Genomic DNA, 20,759 nt, shown 5'->3' with positions numbered 1-20,759 from the left:
CAATGGCAAAACAGGTACTGATTACAGGCGGGACAAAAGGGATCGGAAAAGCGATAGCCCTGTGTCTGGCCAAGGCAGGGTATGACTTGCTGCTGACATATAACACCGACGAAACAACCGCCGCAAACCTCGCCGCCGCATTGCAGAAAGACCATGCGGTGAAGGTCGATGTGCTACAGGCCGACATCACGCAGAAAGAATCAATCGACCGGATCGAGAACCGTCTGAATGATTCGGGCGTGAAACTCGATGCCCTTGTGCTGAATGCCGGAACGACGTATCGCACGACGTTTGAAGAGATGAATCTTGCCGAGTGGGAACGACAATTCTTCGCCAATGTGCATTTTCCGGTGTTTCTGCTTCAGCGCATCGTGGGGCGTATGCAACGCGGGGCGGCCGTCGTGTTCACCGGCTCATTGATGGGGATCGAACCGCATGCCACCTCGCTATCCTATGGCGTGACCAAATCAGCCGTTCATGCCCTGACGAGGAATCTGGTCAAATTCCTTGCGCCGTACGGTATCCGAGTCAATGCCGTAGCACCCGGCTTTGTCGATACCGACTGGCAAAAGAACAAACCGGTCGAGATACGCCGCAACATCGAGGCGAAGGTGGCGATGGGGCGTTTCTGCCGTCCCGACGAAGTGGCGGAAATCTATCGTATGTTGATTGAAAACAATTATATGAATGGCTCGGTGGTCGTTGCAGACGGCGGCTATGCATATCGATAAAAGATGAATGATAAAGAATATGAAACATCGCTGAAATCGATCGAGACGGAAAATATCATCGATTTGTACTTCTACCGTCCGATAGGTTTCCGGATCGCTCGCATGCTCCGTCACACGGGAATCACTCCGAACATGATTACGTTTTTCTCCATCTTCGTCGGAGCCGGAGCAGGATGGCTGTTCTATTTCACGAACAACTTCACGTATACGCTACTTGGTATCCTGCTGCTCGTTTTTGCCAATATTCTCGACTGCGTAGACGGGCAACTGGCGCGTCTGACGGGCATCAAATCCGAGATCGGACGTATCCTCGACGGCATAGCCGGCGACATTTGGTTTACCGTCATTTACGTGGCGCTCGCCTTGCGACTCACACATCTCTACGGTACCGGATGGTTCTTTGTGCCTGCCGTCGCGGCCGGACTGTCACATCTTCTCCAAGCCGGTATTACGGATTATTACAAGACGCTTCACCTCTATTTCGTCAGCAAGGAAAAAGGCAAGGAGTTTCAGCGCACGGAGCAGGTCAAGGCGCAACGAAAAGTTATCAAGAAGCGGGTAAACAAGTTTTTCTACGTGTTATACGCCTTATACACGTGGGTGCAGGAACGATTAACCCCCGCTTTGCAGACGATGCTGCGCACCTTGCACGCCCGTTACGGAGACGATATTCCCGAACCTCTCCGCCTCCGCTTTCGCAAGCAAAGCCGCCGGTTGATGAAACGATATATCGACTGGATGACGTTTAACGGCCGTACCGTCGTGCTCTTTGCCGTGATGCTTCTCAGTCTTCGCTGGAGTGGGCTGGTATGGATCTATTTCGCGTTCGAAATTGTGGTTCTGAATAGCATTCTTTACGTCTCTGTCCGGAAACACGAACGTATATGTATGGCCATCCTGAAAGAAGAAGCATGAAAAAAACGGTACTCGACATATACGATTTGCAGCAGTTGGCGCCCGTCTTCAAAAAGAGATGGGCAGCTTTTTTGGCCAAACGACTGATGAAATGGCTCAACATTGGCAAGGTCAATACGATTCACGCCCGATACAGCCACCTTCGCGGAGCCGAATTTACGTCGGCCATACTTGCCGACCCTATGATGGATGTGAAATACAGGATTCATCACTCCGACCGTCTGAAGACACTTCCCGAAGGCGCGTTCATCACCGTCTCCAATCATCCGATCGGATCGCTCGACGGCATCATGCTGATCGATATTTTTGCCTCGCGGCGGACAGACTTCTGCGTGATGGTCAACGGCATTCTGGAAAAAATCGGGGCGATGGCCGATAATTTCATTGCCGTCGTACCGAAAACCGGCGGGCAGTCAGCCGCTAATCCGGCGAATGTGAACGGTGTGCGTGCTTCGCTCGAACGACTTAACAACGGTCATCCCATGGGCTTCTTCCCGGCCGGCGCCATGTCTTTCCGTAACAGGGAAGGAAAGGTGTTTGACCTTCCGTGGACACACAGTGTGATTCGTTTGATACGTAAGGCCGGCGTACCGGTCTATCCCGTCTACTTCGATTGTCGAAACTCGAAATTCTTCTATTGGTTAGGGCAGATCAACTGGAAAATAAGGCTGCTGCGGGTACCTACCGAAGCGTTCAATAAACGGGGTAAGACGCTCGATGTGCATATCGGTCAGCCGATTGAACCGGAAATCATTCGGAGCTATACCGATGATAAAGCACTGGCCGATTTCCTTTATCGTACGACGTACGGTCAGAAAGGATAAATCCGTCTTGGGGTTCTTCTGCTCTCTACGTACAGGAATTTTTCAGATGTTTTTTTGCCGTCTCCAAGAAATAAGGTAATTTTGTCAGGTCAAACTGAAAAAATTACAGCATCATGATGACAGAAGGCATACAACAAATCAAGCAACGATTTGGGATTATCGGCAACAGTCCGGCGCTCAACCGGGCGATCGACGTAGCGCTTCAGGTAGCGCCCACCGATCTTTCCGTACTGATTACCGGCGAGAGCGGGGTCGGAAAGGAGAATTTTCCGCAAATCATTCATCAGAACAGTCCGCGCAAACACGGACAATACATTGCGGTCAATTGTGGTGCCATCCCCGAAGGAACGATCGACTCCGAGTTGTTCGGGCACGAAAAAGGCTCGTTTACGGGCGCGTTGGCCGACCGGAAAGGATATTTTGAGGTGGCCGATGGCGGGACGATCTTTTTAGACGAGGTCGGCGAGCTGCCTACTCCCACTCAGGCGCGTTTGTTGCGTGTGCTCGAAAGCGGCGAATTTATCAAGGTCGGATCATCGAAGGTGCAGAAAACCGATGTACGCATCGTGGCGGCCACGAATGTGAATCTGGCAGAAGCCGTCGCTCAACATCGTTTTCGCGAAGATTTGTATTACCGGCTCAACACCGTACCCATCGTTATTCCTCCGTTACGCGACCGCCCCGAAGATATCTTGCTGCTGTTTCGTAAATTTGCAAGCGACTGTGCCGAGAAGTACCGGATGCCTGCCATTCAGCTTGAAGAAAATGCCCGTCGCCTGCTGGTGAGTTATCGTTGGCCGGGGAACGTCAGAGAATTGAAGAATGTGACGGAGCGAATTTCCGTCATCGAGCGCGACCGCACGATTACCGCAGACGAACTGCGCCAGTACCTCCCCAGTCTCGACATGCAAAAACTGCCGGTGCTGGCGCATCAGAAAGAAGACCAGAAACTCTTTCATACCGAACGCGAGATTCTCTATCAGGTGTTGTTCGATATGAAGAAGGATGTGAACGAACTGAAAAAACTCGTGCACGACATTATGGGCGGAAACATCCAGATGGCTATGCCCGTCGAACAGCCCGATGTACCGACTTATACGACACATCCCATTGATACGGATCCCATTCAAGAAGCCGAAACCGTTGAAGAATTACTCGCACTCGACGAGGTGGAGAAAGAAATGATTCGCCGGGCATTGGAAAAACATAACGGTCGCCGTAAAAATGCCGCGGCCGAGCTTAAAATCTCGGAACGTACCCTGTACCGGAAAATTAAGGAATATGGGCTGGACTAAGAAAATAACCGCAAGCTTTTTGACGCTTGTCGCGCTGTTCATGCTGGAGGCCTGCTCGATCTCCTACAAATTCAGCGGTACATCGATTGATTATACGCTCGTGAAATCTATTTCCATCAAGGATTTTCCCAATATGGCGCCGCTCGTCTACGGTCCTTTGGCTCAAAGATTCACCGACGAGCTGAAAGACCGGTATGTACGGCAGACGAAGCTGAGCGTACTGCGCGAAAACGGAACACTCGATCTGGAGGGCGAAATCACGGGCTACGATCTAACGCCGCAGGCGGTGAAAGATACGCCCGACGGAAGAGCGTCGTTCGCTACCTTGACCCGTCTGACGATTACCGTCAGGGTGCGCTATACCAATCAGGTCAAGCCGGAGGAAGGATTTGAACAGTCTTTCTCGTCGTATCGCGATTTTGAGAATACGAAAACCATCGATCAGGTACAGGATGAATTGTGTAAGGAGATCATCAATGATCTGGTCGGGCAGATTTATAATGCAACGGTAGCTAATTGGTAAACGATGACGTGTGAGGAATTATATCAACTGATGAATGCGCCGGCCTTGTTGTCGGAGAAAACACTGCCCGAACTCAAGCAGATTGCGGAAGATTTTCCCTACTTTCATGCCGTTCAGATGCTCTACCTGAAGAACCTGCAGGTGACGAACGACCTGCGCCTGAATATCGAACTGAAGAAAAGAGCCATTGGTGTCCCCGACAGGACACAGCTCTTCCTGTGGCTCGAAGGGGCGCGTTACGGCAAAGAACCCTGCGGCCAAAGGGGGGAAGGTGAAGACGGGCAAAAGCAAACTGCTCCGGTCAATGAATATTTATCCGACCCGATGGACGAGATGGAAACGGAATTGTCGAAACCTGCCTTTGAACCGTCCGCTTCGTTGGACTATATGCGCTGGCTGACCGAGAAAGATCCCGATGCCTCTGCTTCGAAAAATAAACTGCGCCATCAGGAGCTGATCGATTCCTTTATCGAGAGCGGAAACGAACGGATCGGAAGACTCACGCCCGAGCAGGTCGGAAAAGGCAGGGATACAGATCAGGAAGAGCCTGAGCGGAAGCATACGGCGGAGGTTGATCACGGCACGCTGGATGATTCGTATTTTACTGAAACACTGGCTCATGTTTACATTCGTCAGAAGCGTTATGAGAAAGCGCTGGAGATTATTAGAAGTTTAAGTTTGAAATATCCGAAAAAAAATATTTACTTTGCGGACCAAATCCGATTCTTGGAAAAGTTGATTATTCATTCTAAACAAAAAATATAATGTACGTATTTTTATCGATTTTGATTTTTATTGCATCTGTTTTTCTGATATTGATTGTATTGGTGCAAAACTCAAAAGGAGGCGGACTGGCTTCCGGATTCTCTTCGTCGAATCAGATCATGGGCGTTCGCAAAACGACGGACTTCCTTGAAAAAGCGACATGGGCATTGGCCGGCACAGTCGTTGTCTTGAGTATTGTCATTACGTCGTTCATCCCTCATGGTGAGTCGACGATGCAGCAACAGGAATCTGAAATTCAGCAGCAGGTGAACGATGCGGTGATGGTAGATCCCAATGCGGTAGCACCGAACTTCGGAACAGCGCAACCGGATGCTGCACAGCAACAACCCGAAACACCGGCCGAATAAGAGCGGAGAAGCGTAACGAAACGCTTTGTATCTGAATTTTTCGTATAAGCGAGGCTGTCCGAAAAGTCCTACCCGACTTTGCAGACAGCCTCGTTCGCATTATGAAGGCGTCTTCATAAAAGATCAATCCCAGACAAGCTCGTTTCACGTCTATTCATAAAACTTTCATGAAACAAATCTATGGCATAATTGTCTTTTTACTGCTCTCTGCTACCTCCGGTATGGCGCAGAACGACAGTATCAGCATCCGGTTTATTTCTCTGAACCGTGACCTTACTTTACTCAATCAATTGAACAATATTCAGTACACCGGATTTACGTGCACCGATACCTTGGCGCACGGCAAACAATTTTTGTTATATACCGAAGAATACGAGAACGGTGAGAAAGTGCGTCCCGACTCAACGGATTTAGAATGTAAAGAACAGCGGATACCGATGGAAGTAAACGGGAAGACGATAGAATATCTTTATGACCCTTGTCGTTATAGAACGTTTCTGCCGGGCGACAGTGTTTTTAGGGTGGCGCTTGCCGGAAAGCTCGAAGCCGATACCTTCCGTCTGCTGATGGATTATCCCGCTATCTGTCTGACAAAAAAACTCAGAGGAAATGCAGACTATTCCCTTCGAACCATTTCCTGCGATGATGATGAAAGCATGAAACTTCCTGTGAATAAACTTACTCCCGTTTTTGCATACACTCCTCCTTACGATACCGGAAAGGGCATGGCTTCGTACTGTATTCTCGATGCGGGAAACGCAAGGGAGCGTTACGCGACATTCGGCATCAAACATTATTATATCATTTACCTCATCATACGATAGTTCGTATGGCGGATGATATTTTTATTTACTCATTAAATACTCCCCATTTTATGAAACGAATTTATATGATGACCGTTCTTCTGTCGGTCTTTGTTGCGGCCGGTATGGCGCAGGAAATAACGGAAGAGAATTACCTGAAACTGGACAAAGAAATCTGGGAAGCCTATGAACGGCAAAACGATTCGATCTATGCCCTGATGAAGCGCGAACCGGAGCGGAAAGAAGCATTGAAACATGAATTTAAAAAGAATCTCGAAGATGCGCAGCGACGGAATGAGCAGGCGGCTTTGCGTTTCGCATCCGTGCCGAGTGGCTTGCAACGGTTGTTTTGGGTGCGTCTCAATCTGCCGAAAGATACCGTCGAGGCTGTCTGGAACCGTCTCCCTGACGAAATGAAAACGTCGCCTTATGGGAAAAGTATCCGCATGCACTTGGATACGCATCAGATAGAAGAAGGAGCCCGCTATGCCGATTTCGAAGCTACCGCTGCCGACGGCCGTCCGTTTCGGTTATCATCGCTCGAAGGCAAATACATCGTATTGCTCTACGACGGGATCAGTTGCATGGGCGAGGAGGGACGAAATGAGTTAAAGCAACTGTACGAGTCAACTTCGCGTGACGACTTGGAGATTGTCGTTTACTGTATTTCAAGCAGTCCGGAGCAATTACGGGAAGATTACGTAGAGAAGATGAATCTTCCTTTTACGCTTGTGTCCGATTTCAAAATGGATCATACGCCGTTTAAAATCATATACGGCGCCCAAGCCCGACCGACGGTTTTTGTGATCGATCCGACCGGTACGGTCGTACTGAAAACGACCGGAGTCAATCCGCAAGATTTGAACAACATCAAATTCAAACTTCGGAAACCATAATACATAACATCGATATTTACTGATCAAAGCGCTCGAAAAGTAATGCGCTTTGTATTGCGCCTCTCCGCGAAGCTTTCTTGAGAAGAGTTTCGCGGAGAGGGATTCAAAACATAATTTGATGCAAAAGTTTAAGCAACACCTATCCGTCTGGCTATTCGCCGGAGCTGCTACCTTATTTGTCGGTCTTGCGTATACGGCTTCCGACTTCTTCACGGCTCCCACCCATGCTCTCACCGACCGCTTGATCCTTTTCTCTCAATGGCTGGCCATCCTGATCGGGATATTTCCGGTTTTCTATTTGCTTTCGATCAATAAATATGTTTTTGCAAGCATCTATCCCCTCGTATGCGTGTTGTCCGGTGTATTGACTTATTTCCGATACACGACCGGCACTATTTTTACGACGATGATCTTTGATGCGGCACTTGACAACGACCATAAAATTACGCAAGAGTTGATCAGTGTCTGGCTTATCCTGACGATGATCGCCAGCTTATTGGCCGGAGTCGGTTTTACTGTATATCGCTTTCGTAAGTTACCGGTAGTGCCCTTACCTGCTTTACATGTTGTTTTGGCTGTAGCATTGACGATTGTGGTATTTCAATTACCCCGTATCGGACGTCCGATGACGGAACGTATCCCGATGAATCTGTACTTTATTCCTCAGCGTTATTTTGCCGAAAAGAAAACAGCTCGGAGTTATCGAGAACCGCTTCCCGGCAAAGTTACCGCACCCGTCGATAAGCCGCTGGTCGTACTGATTCTCGGAGAATCATTGCGTGCCGATCATTTGGGACTGAACGGCTATGCACGTAACACGACCCCTCTTCTTGCGACCGAAAGCGTCGTTTCGTTTCCCAACATCTATTCCCCCTATACGTATACGAATCCGAGCATCGCGCATATCATGACCCGTGCCGACAGTCTGGCGCCCGAACGTGCCGACAGCGAACGCTCCTTCGTCGATCTGTTCAAACGTTGCGGTTTTCCTACTGTCTGGCTGGGCAATCAGGAGCCGGCCAAAACGTATGTTTATTTTATGGAAGAATGCGACCGGTTGATTTATGGGAATATCAATAAATCGTATTACGTGTTTGATCATTGGACGGATGAGTTGTTGCTTCCGCCTCTCGACACGGTATTACCCGACATGACGGACGGAGGATTGGTGATTATGCACACCATAGGATCGCATTGGTATTATAATGCGCATTATACGGACGAGTTTCGACGGTTCGTGCCTGAAACGAAAAGTCGTATCGTTACGGCCAATACATCGGAAGAAATGATTAACTCCTATGATAATACGGTCGTTTTTACCGATTACTTTATCTCTTGTATCATTAATCGACTTCGTAACCGTAAGGCGCTGATGATCTATCTGTCCGATCACGGTGAGGCGCTCGGAGAGGATGGTTTGTGGCTTCACGCAAACACGGTCGATGCCGCTCATAATCCGGCTTGTATCGTCTGGCTTTCCGATACTTATCGCGAGGCGAAGCCCGGAATGTACGAACGACTGCTACAAAACAGAAACAAACGCTATCATACCGATTTTCTTTTTCATACCATACTCGATGGCGCGGGTATAGAAGCAGATATTTTGCAAAACTCGCAAAGCCTCTTTACGTCGGAATGAGAAGCTTTGTCTGTCGAGCAGAGGAGATAAATTTGACGCCTCTTGTTGATGAAACACAATAAAAAAGTTTTTGCTATGAAGTCCGGTTTTCTGTTTTCTTTTTCTACCTTTGTCATGAGATTGTATGAAAAAACATTTATTTGTTAAAAAAATGAGTCATGAAGAAAAAATCGGATGAAGAGAAAAAGGGAGGACTTGGCCGTGTCTCGACGGTTGTGATCGCATTGGTATCGCTCGTGGTGATAGCGATGTTTTCTCTTGGGGTTGTTGCCGTCAGCTCAACCGAGAGCACATGCGAGGAGTATGTGATGGACGAGATTTATTCGGGAGGAGTGAAAGACATTGTTTTTCAAGATACGGGGAATGGCATCTGCCTGTACATCAATAGAGGAGAAGACCGTTATTCGATAGAAGACCTCCGTTCGGCATTGCTCGGAAAGAAGGCGGTATATACTTTTACCCGTTGTGGGTGGGCAAAGGCTCATCCCCTCCGCCGAATCGTATGCGAAGGGCGTGTAGTTTACGAGTCTTAAGCCAAACAGGAAGTACCGGCACATCTTTTTCCGTAGCCGGATAGATAGGCCGAAAGAGGGCACGACGTTGATGCCCCGAATTGAAGAATCAGAGCTCCGAGTATTAAATTCGCGGCTCTGAGTTTTTTAATAAATCTGTGCGAAGATTTATCTCCCGCATCGTTGTTTGTAATAATCCCGGATTTCGCGATAGAAGAAATAAGAATGAATTTAATTCAGGGGTTTAGGTGTTTAGTTGTTGAGATGTTTAATTGTTTAATTGTTTAGTTGTTGAATTGTTTGTTGGCTGACTGCTGACCGTTGTAACAGCCCTGAAAGGGCGCATTAATTCAGCCCAATGTGGAGCGAAGCGAAGCGTTGGGAAAAAAGGCATCGCATCTCGGCGGAGGGCTGTAAGCCTGACGTAATTCAATTGTTAATGGTTAATTGTCAATTGTTATGCGTGGTACACGGTATCCGAGTGCAACGGCCATCCGAACGCAAATTTCGCAAATGGGCGCAAATCAACGCAAATAACAATCTTTGTCATTCCGAACACCTCCTCTTGTCATTCCGAACACCGTGAGGAATCTCGCGGGGTAAAGGGAAGAGATTCATCGCTTCGCTCTGAATGACAAATTAATGGTTAATGGTTAATTGTTATGCCGGGTACACGGTATCCGAGCGCTGAGGAACATCCCCCCAGCCCCCCTTCAAAGGGGGAAGAGCGGTAAAACGAAAAAATCTGTGCGAAGATTTATTCCCCGCAAATTGTTTTTAATAAATCACAGTTGTGATTTATCTCGATGACAGAACCGAAAAACCTCTATCGCGGAATATCCGTTAAAAGAGGCATCCGAAGCGAAGGGTGAGCGAGACGAAGCGATTGCCTTCGAGGTGTTTCACGTTGAATCCCCGAGTCAGCGTACCGTTCATTGCCACATAGCCGCGGGTGCCGTTCGCATTGAGAACCCTCGAATATTGGAGCGCCACGTCGCCTCTGATCTGCGCGGCCGTAAGGTATTCGTATTCGCGGGCGAGGTATAGCTCGTTGCATTTCGGCTTGGTCTGGTCTTCGCCGGGCGTTGCGTACTGACCGTCTTTAGCCATCGTTCCTCCGCCCGAGGTATAGCGTGCGCCGACGGAAATACCGTACTCGTTCTTACCTCGCACGAGGTTACGCACGGCGGTGGCGTGGTAATGTACGTAACGGATCGTTTGTTTGCGGTAATAAGGGTAAAGCGACAGGGTTTGCTTTCGTTGATACAGGTCGATGCCTCCTTTAAACGTCCATAGCGGATTGAAATTCCGCACTCCGATATCAGCCGTATAGCCGATGCTTGCGTTCAGGCGTTGCTTGTCGGCTACTTTCAGCGGATCGTAATATACGATCACGGTTGTGCCGCCCGGCAGGCTTTCATGTCTGTATACGCTTTCGAGGTTTTCGAGACTTTCGTTTTCAAGGTGTAAGTCGAGGCGGTGATGGGCGGAGCCTCTTTTCAGCAGAAATGCTCCTTTGTACTCGCAGATATCCGAGCGATGTCGGCTGTGCAGCACCCTTGCCGAAGCCTGTCTGCCATACCCGCCCTCGCGCTGCTTGTACGTCAGCTCGTGAAACATCCGGAAGTGAGCCGGGCGATCGATATGCAGTTGCATCGAAGCGCCATGGTAACGGTTATACATGGGGGTATTGTCATTCTTTTGGGTGTAGCCGGTTTCTCCGAATTCTTCGACGGCACCGAAAAACGCGCCGTAGCTGATCAGAGAGTAATATCGTTTGTCGGTTGTGCCATATACGTTGAAATTAAGTCCTTCTACACTGCGGCGATAGAAGTAATTGGCTCCGAGCTCGACCGTTTCGTGAAGACGCCATGAAGCTCCGGCTGTGACCGACATGTCGAGCAGCCTGTTCTTATGGCGCAGGTCTTTTTGTTTGGCGTAATTGGCGGCATGATAATCTACCTTTGCGCTTAGTGTCACCCGATGGGTCAGGTCGGTGCTGATCGCTCCGGCCAAACGGTACGTTTCGAGGTTTTTGACGCCGCGTGTCGTATCGGTGTATTCCACAATGTCGAAAGGTTGTTCGTAAGGATCGATAAAGGCCGATCCGCCCATATCTTTGCCTGTGAAATACCGGTAACTTATCCCTCCGAAGAAGACGATTCGCGGCGAGAGACGGAAGAACGACTCGGTCTGTGCGCCGAGCGTGTAACTGTCGTCTGACTGATGATAATTGATAAACCCACCGTTTTCCTTTGTGGCAAAGACATCGGCCACCGCCATCTTCCCGACGGGCAGATACCGGATACCCGTTGCATTGTATCCGGTAAGCCGCGCATCGGAACGTTTGATATAACCGTAATCGATCCGTCCGGGGTATCCCGTCGTGTCTTGCGCTGCGATGCAGGCGGAGCTTAACACTCCGCCCACCCACATCAGCATGCGTATATAAAATCGTTTCTGCATACGGTCTATCATCTGTTTCTTCTGCCGATTAGTCTTTCAACGAGGATTGCCGGCGCTGATGGAAGTCGTTCGTCGAGTTGTTGCTGTCCATATAGATGATGCGCGCCCCTTTCTTGAGCGATGCCTCGGCATCGATACCGCTCGGGTCGGTGCTGGCCTTGCCGTCGATTTCGGTGCCTTTGTTGTATTTGTATACGAGCTTCGCTTCGTTGCCCGGCACGGCCTTCGTAGCTTCCGGATCGACGTTGCGATACAGCGTATAGCCCTTCGCGTTTTGGTGATTGACGTATCCGGCATCGATCTTTGCCGTCAGACGCTTCTGGTTGTTTTTTTCACCGACTTTGAATACTTCGATGCCGTCAAGTACCCATTCGTCTTTGATTTTCAGACGTGCATAAACCGGATTCACTTTGCCTGAATAGTAATTGAAGTTACTCTTATCGTTGGCAAAAGCCGCAGGAGTGACATCTTTCGTTGTAAAGATAAAGAAAGCAGGGCTTGTATTACTTAGCGCCCAAGCATTACCTAATCCGTATTTTACGGCCGAAAGATAATGCGTGCTCGGGATAGCCGCCGAAGGAGCCGGATAGTATATGGTGTTGTCGTATACGGAAACATCGTATGTGCAGTAATATTCGGCTTTGCTGAGGTCGACCGACTTCGTATACGTCTTCGTATGATCGATCGCGCCACTCAGTGCAATCAATATTTGCTTGCCCGGTTCAATCGTTACGTTTTTCGGGAAGTACCAGATCCCGTTGCCTGCAGGAACCCATCCTTCGCTTTCGTACATTAACTTTCCTCCTACATAGTCCTTGTTGGGAGCAAATGAATTAGCAGTCGGGAATGTCATGCCGAGGCATAGATTGTCGAGGCTGGCCGGTTGGGCGGAGTTATTGTACAGAATCACATATTGATCATTGCTGAAATTCCCCGATCCGTCGTTCTTAGGGCATCCTGAGATATACAGCTCTTTGATTACGACCTGTCCTTTTTTCGATTCCGAAAGGTCTAACACAAACAGATTGGCCGATGTAGCCATCGAAATAGCAATGTTGCTCTTGATGCCGCTGTAGATATACGAATGGTCGCCGCTTTGACGGATATCGGTTGCCGATGCCTTATAGACGCCGGCAGGTACTTTAAACAAAGCCATTCCTGTCTTGTCGGTTTTTTCCTTCAGGGAAGAGCCTTTGCTGTCGGTCAGGGTCACTTCTATGCCTTCGCTCGGTTTAAAGGGACTTTCTTTCGGATAAGCCAGTTGAATTTTGATTACAAAGGTTTGGTAGTCCTTCTCATCATCCTTGCATGACGTGCACAAAATTAGTGCACTGATCATCAAATAAAAAATCTTTTTCATCTTACCTTGTTTTTTAAATTGGTTATACATATAAAATTAAGATTATATTCGTTATAATTTCAGTCGCAGCGACAGTCCGTAGGTGAATTGCGGAATGAACCCGCTTTCATATAAAATGGTTTCCGTACGGTTGTTCGAGAACTTGACTTTTCCCATGTTATTGAAAAAATTGTGGGCATAGAAGGAGATCGATGCATATTTGCCGATTTCTTTTGTAATGTGAATATTCGCCGAAAAGTACGGCGATATCCGGTTCGGATTGAAAAAATAATTTGTTGGCGATTTGAGTACCATCTTGGCCAGCTCGTTGTATAAATCTTTGTCGTTCTCTTTGGCCCATGCGAATTTTTCGGCAAAAGGAATCTTCGTATCGGGATCCTCCCACGTCGAGTAATACAGCGGATAAGTACCTACATAAACATCCCCCTGATAAATATCGGTATCCTCGCCCGAAAGATGCTCCGGTTTGCTCATTACGAAACCGTAGCTTCGCCCCTTGTATTGACTGAGCCGGCGACTGTATTGATATAAGGACGCTTCGAACTTTACGGTAAAGATCATTCGGATCGCGGGGATATGCGTTTCGGACGTAACGTTCAGGTTCACTTCTTCGGAGATTCCTCCGTTCGAGACCGAAGGAGACGCCGGCTGAATGCTTGATACAATGCTGCCTCCCGTTCGGTAAGAAGTAGTGCTCGTCGACGAACCGACGTAATAGCCGATGTACCTGAACGGGGTATTGTCTGTCATGGACTGTGCAGGAACTGACGCAATCAGCGTTTCGTCTACTCCTTTGTAGCGGTAGTAATTTCCATCGAGACGGAGCTTGGTTCTGATGGAGCGAATACGCGGAAATTCAACAGTCCATTCGATGCCGTTTCGCTCAATGGGCGATCCGTTCCGATAGACGTAGTTGGTCTTATACGTATCGCGTGTCGTATATTCGAGCGAATGACTGCTGTGTGCGCCGGTCTTGTCCGAGACGGTGACGATCCCCGTCTCCCTGTCGATTGTATATTTTCTGTTTTGCAACGGAATGGTACTCTGTTCAAGCGCTTTTTGATCGGTCAACCGATAGGAATAAGGCGTGTGTTCGAGGGTGCAGATATACGGATCGACGGTTTGGCTTCGGAAGAAGGATAGATTAACCTTTACACCGCTGATGCAAAACTCTGTACCGAATTCATACTGTTCGTTATGTTGCCAGCGCAGGTCGGGATTGTGGCGAGGCAGTGTCCGGGTGGTGTAGTAGGCATAGAACGTGCTGCCGTCGGCCATGGCGCCGGGAGCGAAGGCTAGATCGTCCGAATATGTCGGTCTGGGATAGAGCACTTCGTGCGAGGGGAGTTTGACGGATTTTCCCCATCCTGCGTAGAGGCTGAAGTCGCTGAGCATGCCGTCTGCATTTTTGCGCAGGGTGTACTTGGCATTGGCTCTGGGCGAGAAGCTCTGTACGGTACCGTAGGCCGAAGAGCGAATCATCGTCATGTCCGAGCGTATGCCGGCCGTTACTTCGAGCAGCGAGGCGTTCTGCCTGAGAGGCAGGCTCAGTTTGTCTTCGATATACCAGGCAATGTTATTCACGGACGGTTTTTCGTTGTAACGGTACGGACGCCACGTCGGGGCATAGCGCAGATCGTTGTAGTAAACGCCCCGCCCTTTATTGCTGCTGCTGCTCAGTTCGGCTCCGACCATGAGTTTGTGCGAGAGCGAGCCGAACAGATGCTGCCAGTCGGCTTTTATCTTGGCTGTGTAGTGAACGGGCTTGCTGTCGTGATATTGCAACACATACCAGTAACCGCGCGGAAGCAGGAGGACGGGAGCATCCGGGTCTTCGTCATAGTTCGTTGCGATGAAATATCCTTGTTCCAACGAATGGAGAGACGCCTGCGACGACGAACTGCTTCTGTTCGTGTTCAACTTCGATAGCCGGTCGGAATAACTGACCGATCCGGAGAACTCCAAATTCGTGATCCATGCCTTATTAAGCAGCCATCTGGCTTTTGCATTCGCCCGCAGATTGTTATCTTGCATATATGTGTATGTCTCTCTGAAAGCATCCGGGTCGGCTTTTGAATCGTATCCGCCGATATTGCCTGTCAGTCCCAGATCGAACGAGAGAGGCATTCCCCGGCTTTTGTTTAGCGTATGTGAGTATTTTACTGCAATCGCATTGCGTGCATACGACGTATAAGGAGAGGCTGGGTCGGGGATGGATTTCGTATGCTCGAAACTTGTGTTGAGCGTTCCCGCATCCTTACCGAGCGAGAAGCCCTTGCTGACAGCAGCCTGCTTGTTTCCGGGCGAGGTGGATAGCTCAACTGTCAGCGGCGTCTTTCCTTTGCGCGTGTGGATCTTCACCAACCCGCTCGATAAGTCGCCGTGTTCGACCGACGGAATACCCGTGACAACTTCGACCGATTCGATATTCGTCGAGCTGATGCTCCGTATGTCGGCTCCTTTTGTTTCGTCGAAGGCCGCATTGTTTTGTATGCGCACCCCGTCTACCTCGATGGCCGTCCCGAACGAGGCATTTCCTTTCTCGTCTCCTTTAGCCCGTAATGCAAAACGTTCATCCGTCGTGAGTCCCTGACGTATGGAAGTTTTTCCACCCGGCAGTAACGAACGGATACTGCTCACATTCAATATCTGTGCATGGTCTAACGTCGTACGGTCAATGGTATAGGATGTCGTCAACTCGCGAGGTTTCTGGCGCGCCGTGACTACAACTTCGTCGAGCGCCAGATTTTCTTCCGCGAGCAGAAATACAAGCTCCGGCATATCGTTTTTGACCTCGATATCGAACGATTTTGTGACGTACCCGAGGCAATGAACCAGCAATACAGCCTTGCCGCCGGGAACATCTCTCAGCACGAACCGTCCCGCCTCGTCGGCCACGGTCCACAAGCGATTGTCCGCAAACGAAACGGTGGCAAAACCGACCGCCTCCTTGCTTTTGCTGTTCAGTATTTTACCCGTTATTGTACAAGGCTGACAGAACAGGCTTTGTGCACAGACCGAACACCATATGATAACCCCAATAATATATCCACGCATGGCCGTTATAATCAGACTGCAAAGATAGTATATCCGGTCTTATGCTCAAATCCCCAATAATGGGGATAAAATATTTTCTCGATAAGAAGTATGGTTATAGTAATGTTTGGAAAAGTTTTCTGCTCGCAAGGCCTAAATTCAAAATTATCTGTTACATTTGCAGGTCGTAAGATTTCGCCAGAGCATGGAGATTTCAGCTAAACAAAAAGAATTCATCAGGTTTTGTGTCGTCGGAGGATTGGCTACAGGCATTCATTACGGCATTTATTTGTTGCTTAATAAGGTGATGAATACGACCATCGCTTTTTCCGTGGGGTATATCATCAGTTTCTTTGCTAACTTTGTTTTATCGAATTATTTCACGTTCAAGACAAAACCTTCGACCAAGAAAGGGTTGGGTTTTGCAGGAAGTCACTTGATCAATTATGTATTGCAGGTTGGTTTTTTGAACTTGTTTCTCTATGCTGGCGTCCCCGAGAATATCGCACCTCTGCCGGTATACGCCATTACCATTCCGATCAATTTTATACTCGTTCGTACTGTCTTGAAATCTAAACGACTGTAAGATGAAAAAAGTGTCCGTTTTAATCCCTGCATACAATGAGCAGGAATCTCTTTTAATGCTTTACGAGAGACTCCGAAGTTTGATGGATGCACACACCGAGTACGCGTGGGAGGTGGTATTTGTCAATGATGGCAGCCGCGATCACACGCTTTTGCTGCTCGCGCAGTTACACGAGAAGGATCTGCGTATCAACTATGTTGACTTGTCGCGCAATTATGGCAAAGAGGTAGCTATGCTGGCCGGGTTCGATTATGTTACGGGCGACTGCATGGTGATTATGGATGCCGACTTGCAGCATCCGCCGGAGTTGATCCCCGAGATGCTCCGTTATTGGGAAGAAGGCTACGATGATGTTTATGCGCGGCGTCGTACGAATGAAAAGGAGTCTTTTTTGCGAAAAAAATTGAGACGTATCTTTTATGCGACGCTACGAAAGGCCGCTCATATGCCGATTCAACAAGATACAGGCGATTTCCGTCTGCTGGATCGAATCTGCATCAATGCCATGAAACAGTTGCGTGAGTCGCAGCGTTACACGAAAGGAATGTTTAGTTGGATCGGGTTTCGTAAAAAAGAACTTTTATTCGATCAGCAATGTCGGGTAGCGGGAGAAAGCAAATGGAGCTTCTTTAAACTGTTGAATCTTGCTGTCGAGGGGATTACATCTTTTACGGTAGCCCCCTTGCGTATTGCTTCCGTATCGGGAGCCATCGTTTCGTTGCTGGCGTTTGTCTATGGAATTTACATTTTTGTCACCAATCTGATTTACGATGATCCGGTCGACGGATTCCCTACCATTATGGTGACTATCCTCTTTTTGGGAGGTGTCCAACTGCTCTCTATTGGGATTATCGGCGAATATCTCGGGCGTATCTTCAACGAAACCAAAAAACGTCCTGTTTATTTTGCCCGTTCGTATAACGGACAGAAGATCGGGTAATCTTTCCTTTCAGGCGGAAGAGCGGGCTCAGTAGAAAATCAATGGAGATAAGCATATAGGTTTGCTTTGTGTCGGCTGATATAAAAAGAAAAAGAGCTAAACTTTTGTTGTTCAGCTCTTTTTTTGCTCTTCCTCTTGGACTTGAACCAAGGACCCTCTGATTAACAGTCAGATGCTCTAACCAACTGAGCTAAGGAAGAGTGTTGTTCTCTTAAAATTGCGGTGCAAAGATACGGCTATTTTCGAAATATGCAATATATTTGTGCAAAAATTTTTTTGAGTAGATGAAAATTATTGGAATTGGGAATGCATTACTCGACGTTTTGTTGCGTCTGGAGAGTGATATGACGCTGGAAACTATCGGGATGAAGAAAGGAGCGATGGATTTGATCGACGAAGCAACGATGCGATCGATTCAGCGTGAACAGTCGGGACTGGAACGTGCGGAGGCTCCGGGCGGATCGGTATGTAATACGATGCGTGCGCTTGCATTTTTAGGCGCTTCGGTCGGTTATATAGGTAAAGTAGGCTCGGATGCGAACGGCCGTTTTTATACAACGGCGATACACGATGCCGGTGTGACACCGCATATCGTGCAAACGGACGGTATATCGGGATGCTGCACGGTGTTGATGTCGCCCGACAGCGAACGGACGATGGTGACTTTTCTCGGTCCCGCAGCCACACTGACGGCCGAAGAGATTACAGATGACGTATTACGTATGTATGACTGTCTTTATATGGAGGGTTATCTGATCTCGAACGAGCAACTGTTTCATCCGATCCTGCGTCGTGCAAAGAAGCTGGGACTGAAAATTGCGCTTGATCTGTCGAACTTTAATATAGTTCACGGGTTTCATGAGATGTTGCATCAGGTCATTCCCGAATATGTAGATATTCTTTTCTCGAATGATAGCGAAGCCGAGGCTTATACCGGCCTTGCTCCGGCTGAGGCCATTCGTGAGATCATGAAAGATGTTGAATATTCGGTAGTGACCATCGGGAGAGACGGAGCATTGGCCGGACATCAGGGCGAAACAGTACATGTACCGGCCTTAAGTCATGCACCTGTCGATACAACCGGAGCGGGCGATAACTTTGCCGCCGGATTCTTGTACGGGTATTCGCAAGGACTCTCATTGAAGCAGATGGCTTCGATTGGTGCCGTGATGGCCTCTCATGTGGTTGAAACCGTCGGGCCGCAAATCCCGGCCGATCGTTGGCAACAAATAAAGTTAAAAGTAAGTGAGATCATATCATAGGCGTGGCGAAAATGCCTACTTTTGCATCCTTATACATTTATAATATACACAACAGTACATGTCACGATTAAAAAATATACTGCTCCTTTCCCTTTTGCTGGCATTGGGAGGAGTTTACGGACTCGACGCTCAGCAGGGTAACCGTTTTGAGGTTAGTAAACAGTTGGAGATTCTCAATGCACTTGTGAAAGAAGTTGATATGTTTTACGTTGACTCGGTCGAGGTCGATAAGATGGTGAGACGTGGCATCGATGCCATGTTGAAAGGTCTGGACCCGTACACGGAATACTTTCCCGAGCAGGAGATGGACAATATGAAAATGTTGATCACCGGTGAATACGGCGGAGTAGGGGCTTATATCCGTTCGCGTGACGGGGGAGTAATCATCACCGAACCGTTCGAAGGGATGCCTGCGGCTCTGGCCGGTCTCAAGGCCGGTGACCGGATTCTGGGCATTGATACGGCAGACGTTACGAAGGCCACTAGCGAGAAGGTAAGCGAATTGCTCAAAGGCGTTCCCAACTCGAAGGTGGTATTGAAAATTCAGCGTCCGGGCGAAAAGAAACCGCGTAAATTCGAAGTGATACGTAAACAAGTGATGCTTAAACAAGTTGTGCATTACGGTGTTTATGGTGATCACACGGGATACATCTACCTTGACGGGTTCAAGGAAAAGAGTGCGCAGGAGGTGAAAGAGGCTTTTGAAGACCTGAAAAATCGTCATCAGATTACCTCGTTGATTCTCGACCTGCGCGATAATGGCGGAGGGTTGCTGCCCAGTGCCGTTCAGATCGTGAATTATTTCGTACCGAAGGGGCGGGAGGTCCTTTCGACGCGAAGCAAAATCAAACAGTGGGATCGCACGTATCGCACTACGGTCGAGCCGATCGATACGGTTATTCCCATGGTGGTGCTCATTAACGGAAGTTCGGCATCGGCAGCCGAGATCGTCAGCGGGGCGTTGCAGGATATGGATCGTGCAGTGCTGGTGGGCAACCGATCGTTCGGGAAAGGACTCGTCCAATCGACACGCAACTTGCCTTACGACGGTAATGTTAAAGTGACAATGAGTAAATATTATATTCCCAGCGGACGATGTGTTCAGCACATGGACTATGCTCATCGCCATACCGACGGGAGTGTCTCGGCTATTCCAGACAGCTTGACATCTGTTTTTTATACTTCGAAAGGGCGTCCCGTACGCGACGGTGGAGGTGTTCGCCCTGATTTTGAAGTGGAGGAGAAGAAAACACCAACCATGCTGTATTATTTATTGAACGACTTTACGTTGTTTGACTACGTCACCGATTGGGTGCAGGCGCATCCGACGATCGCACCGGCTGAAGAGTTCGTTTATCCGGACGTTGATTACGAAGTCTTCAAGCAACGCTTGAAAGATGCGAAGTTTACGTACGACCGGCAGAGCGAGAAGGCCTTAAAGAACCTCAAAGAGGTGGCTGAGTTTGAAGGGTATTTATCTGAAGATACAACGGTTTTTGTGGCGCTCGAAGCTCAACTCAAGCCTGATTTGGATCGTGACCTCGAACGGTATAAGGAAGATATCAAAAAACTTATTACAACCGAGATTGTCAAGCGGTATTATTATCAGGAGGGGGAACTTATCGAGAACCTGAAAGGCGACAAGGCCTTGCAGAAAGCGTTGGAAGTGCTGACTAATGAGGCGTTGTACCGTCAGACATTGAGCGCTCCCAAGCCTGAGAAGGAAGAGGGGAGAAAAGCCGTTGCCGACCGTGTGGGCTGAAAGCTTGAGGAATCAGATACAAAAATATTGCTGTCCGGTAAAACTTTTAGGACTGTAAAAAATTAGGGCTGACACT

At 48.6% G+C, this 20,759-nt stretch carries 18 protein-coding genes and 1 tRNA gene; 15 read left to right on the top strand and 4 right to left on the bottom strand.

What is annotated here, in order from left to right:
* Positions 1-2 precede the first annotated feature (2 nt).
* The 11 genes from ACTTKA_RS00800 (at position 3) to ACTTKA_RS00750 (ending at position 9,292) form a co-directional block, all read left to right on the top strand.
* The gene (locus ACTTKA_RS00800; RefSeq protein WP_442723604.1) at positions 3-731 is read left to right on the top strand and encodes an SDR family NAD(P)-dependent oxidoreductase; all 729 of its coding nucleotides are present in this window, start codon (positions 3-5) and stop codon (positions 729-731) included.
* A 3-nt stretch (positions 732-734) separates the two neighbouring features.
* Positions 735-1,646: a CDP-alcohol phosphatidyltransferase family protein gene (locus ACTTKA_RS00795; protein WP_442723603.1), complete on the top strand. Its 912-nt coding sequence runs from the start codon at positions 735-737 to the stop codon at positions 1,644-1,646.
* Complete coding sequence (locus ACTTKA_RS00790) at positions 1,643-2,470, top strand: lysophospholipid acyltransferase family protein (protein ID WP_442723602.1); 828 nt, start codon at positions 1,643-1,645, stop codon at positions 2,468-2,470. Before ACTTKA_RS00795 ends, ACTTKA_RS00790 begins: the two co-directional genes overlap by 4 nt.
* Positions 2,471-2,586: 116 nt before the next feature.
* A complete protein-coding gene (locus tag ACTTKA_RS00785) occupies positions 2,587-3,765 on the top strand; it encodes a sigma-54 interaction domain-containing protein (protein ID WP_423837462.1) in 1,179 nt (392 codons plus the stop codon).
* The gene (locus ACTTKA_RS00780; protein ID WP_279172374.1) at positions 3,752-4,288 is read left to right on the top strand and encodes an LptE family protein; all 537 of its coding nucleotides are present in this window, start codon (positions 3,752-3,754) and stop codon (positions 4,286-4,288) included. Before ACTTKA_RS00785 ends, ACTTKA_RS00780 begins: the two co-directional genes overlap by 14 nt.
* A 3-nt stretch (positions 4,289-4,291) precedes the next feature.
* Positions 4,292-5,053 carry a hypothetical protein gene (locus tag ACTTKA_RS00775; RefSeq protein WP_442723601.1) on the top strand — a complete coding sequence of 254 codons (762 nt, stop codon included), beginning with the start codon at positions 4,292-4,294 and terminating at the stop codon, positions 5,051-5,053.
* Positions 5,053-5,421: a preprotein translocase subunit SecG gene (gene secG, locus ACTTKA_RS00770; RefSeq protein WP_278478988.1), complete on the top strand. Its 369-nt coding sequence runs from the start codon at positions 5,053-5,055 to the stop codon at positions 5,419-5,421. The genes ACTTKA_RS00775 and secG overlap by 1 nt, the downstream gene beginning before the upstream one ends.
* A gap of 167 nt (positions 5,422-5,588) precedes the next feature.
* On the top strand, positions 5,589-6,245 hold the full coding sequence (locus tag ACTTKA_RS00765; protein ID WP_442723600.1) for a hypothetical protein: 657 nt from the start codon (positions 5,589-5,591) through the stop codon (positions 6,243-6,245).
* Positions 6,246-6,295: 50 nt separating this feature from the next.
* Positions 6,296-7,120: a peroxiredoxin family protein gene (locus tag ACTTKA_RS00760; protein ID WP_179859342.1), complete on the top strand. Its 825-nt coding sequence runs from the start codon at positions 6,296-6,298 to the stop codon at positions 7,118-7,120.
* Positions 7,121-7,238: 118 nt separating this feature from the next.
* Positions 7,239-8,759 (top strand): phosphoethanolamine transferase, encoded by a 1,521-nt coding sequence (locus ACTTKA_RS00755; protein ID WP_097560264.1) that lies wholly within the window; start codon positions 7,239-7,241, stop codon positions 8,757-8,759.
* A gap of 158 nt (positions 8,760-8,917) precedes the next feature.
* On the top strand, positions 8,918-9,292 hold the full coding sequence (locus ACTTKA_RS00750; protein ID WP_014226128.1) for a hypothetical protein: 375 nt from the start codon (positions 8,918-8,920) through the stop codon (positions 9,290-9,292).
* 822 nt (positions 9,293-10,114) lie between these two features.
* On the opposite strand, the gene ACTTKA_RS00745 is transcribed toward ACTTKA_RS00750, so the two are convergent.
* The 3 genes from ACTTKA_RS00745 to ACTTKA_RS00735 are packed head-to-tail and all read right to left on the bottom strand — an operon-like array spanning position 10,115 to position 16,154.
* Positions 10,115-11,749 (bottom strand): DUF6850 family outer membrane beta-barrel protein, encoded by a 1,635-nt coding sequence (locus ACTTKA_RS00745; RefSeq protein WP_442723599.1) that lies wholly within the window; start codon positions 11,747-11,749, stop codon positions 10,115-10,117.
* A 16-nt stretch (positions 11,750-11,765) separates the two neighbouring features.
* A complete protein-coding gene (locus ACTTKA_RS00740) occupies positions 11,766-13,097 on the bottom strand; it encodes a DUF4876 domain-containing protein (RefSeq protein ID WP_442723598.1) in 1,332 nt (443 codons plus the stop codon).
* 51 nt (positions 13,098-13,148) lie between these two features.
* Positions 13,149-16,154, bottom strand: coding sequence for a TonB-dependent receptor (locus ACTTKA_RS00735; protein WP_442723597.1), 3,006 nt, complete (start codon positions 16,152-16,154; stop codon positions 13,149-13,151).
* A 184-nt stretch (positions 16,155-16,338) separates the two neighbouring features.
* Here ACTTKA_RS00735 and ACTTKA_RS00730 point away from each other — a divergent pair, with 184 nt between their 5' ends.
* Both ACTTKA_RS00730 and ACTTKA_RS00725 read left to right on the top strand, forming a co-directional pair.
* On the top strand, positions 16,339-16,719 hold the full coding sequence (locus ACTTKA_RS00730) for a GtrA family protein (protein ID WP_442723596.1): 381 nt from the start codon (positions 16,339-16,341) through the stop codon (positions 16,717-16,719).
* Between the two features lies 1 nt (position 16,720).
* Positions 16,721-17,659: a glycosyltransferase family 2 protein gene (locus tag ACTTKA_RS00725; RefSeq protein ID WP_442723595.1), complete on the top strand. Its 939-nt coding sequence runs from the start codon at positions 16,721-16,723 to the stop codon at positions 17,657-17,659.
* A 126-nt stretch (positions 17,660-17,785) separates the two neighbouring features.
* On the opposite strand, the gene ACTTKA_RS00720 is transcribed toward ACTTKA_RS00725, so the two are convergent.
* Positions 17,786-17,859: transfer RNA gene (locus tag ACTTKA_RS00720), tRNA-Asn, on the bottom strand.
* 84 nt (positions 17,860-17,943) lie between these two features.
* On the opposite strand from ACTTKA_RS00720, the gene ACTTKA_RS00715 reads away from it, so the two are divergent.
* Complete coding sequence (locus ACTTKA_RS00715; RefSeq protein ID WP_442723594.1) at positions 17,944-18,921, top strand: adenosine kinase; 978 nt, start codon at positions 17,944-17,946, stop codon at positions 18,919-18,921.
* 58 nt (positions 18,922-18,979) lie between these two features.
* Positions 18,980-20,683, top strand: a complete 1,704-nt coding sequence (locus ACTTKA_RS00710) for a S41 family peptidase (RefSeq protein ID WP_442723593.1) — start codon at positions 18,980-18,982, stop codon at positions 20,681-20,683.
* Positions 20,684-20,759 lie beyond the last annotated feature (76 nt).

The sequence above is a fragment of the Tannerella sp. genome (genome assembly GCF_052170195.1).
GTDB lineage: Bacteria > Bacteroidota > Bacteroidia > Bacteroidales > Tannerellaceae > Tannerella.
This window is presented reverse-complemented; position numbering and strand designations above follow the sequence as displayed.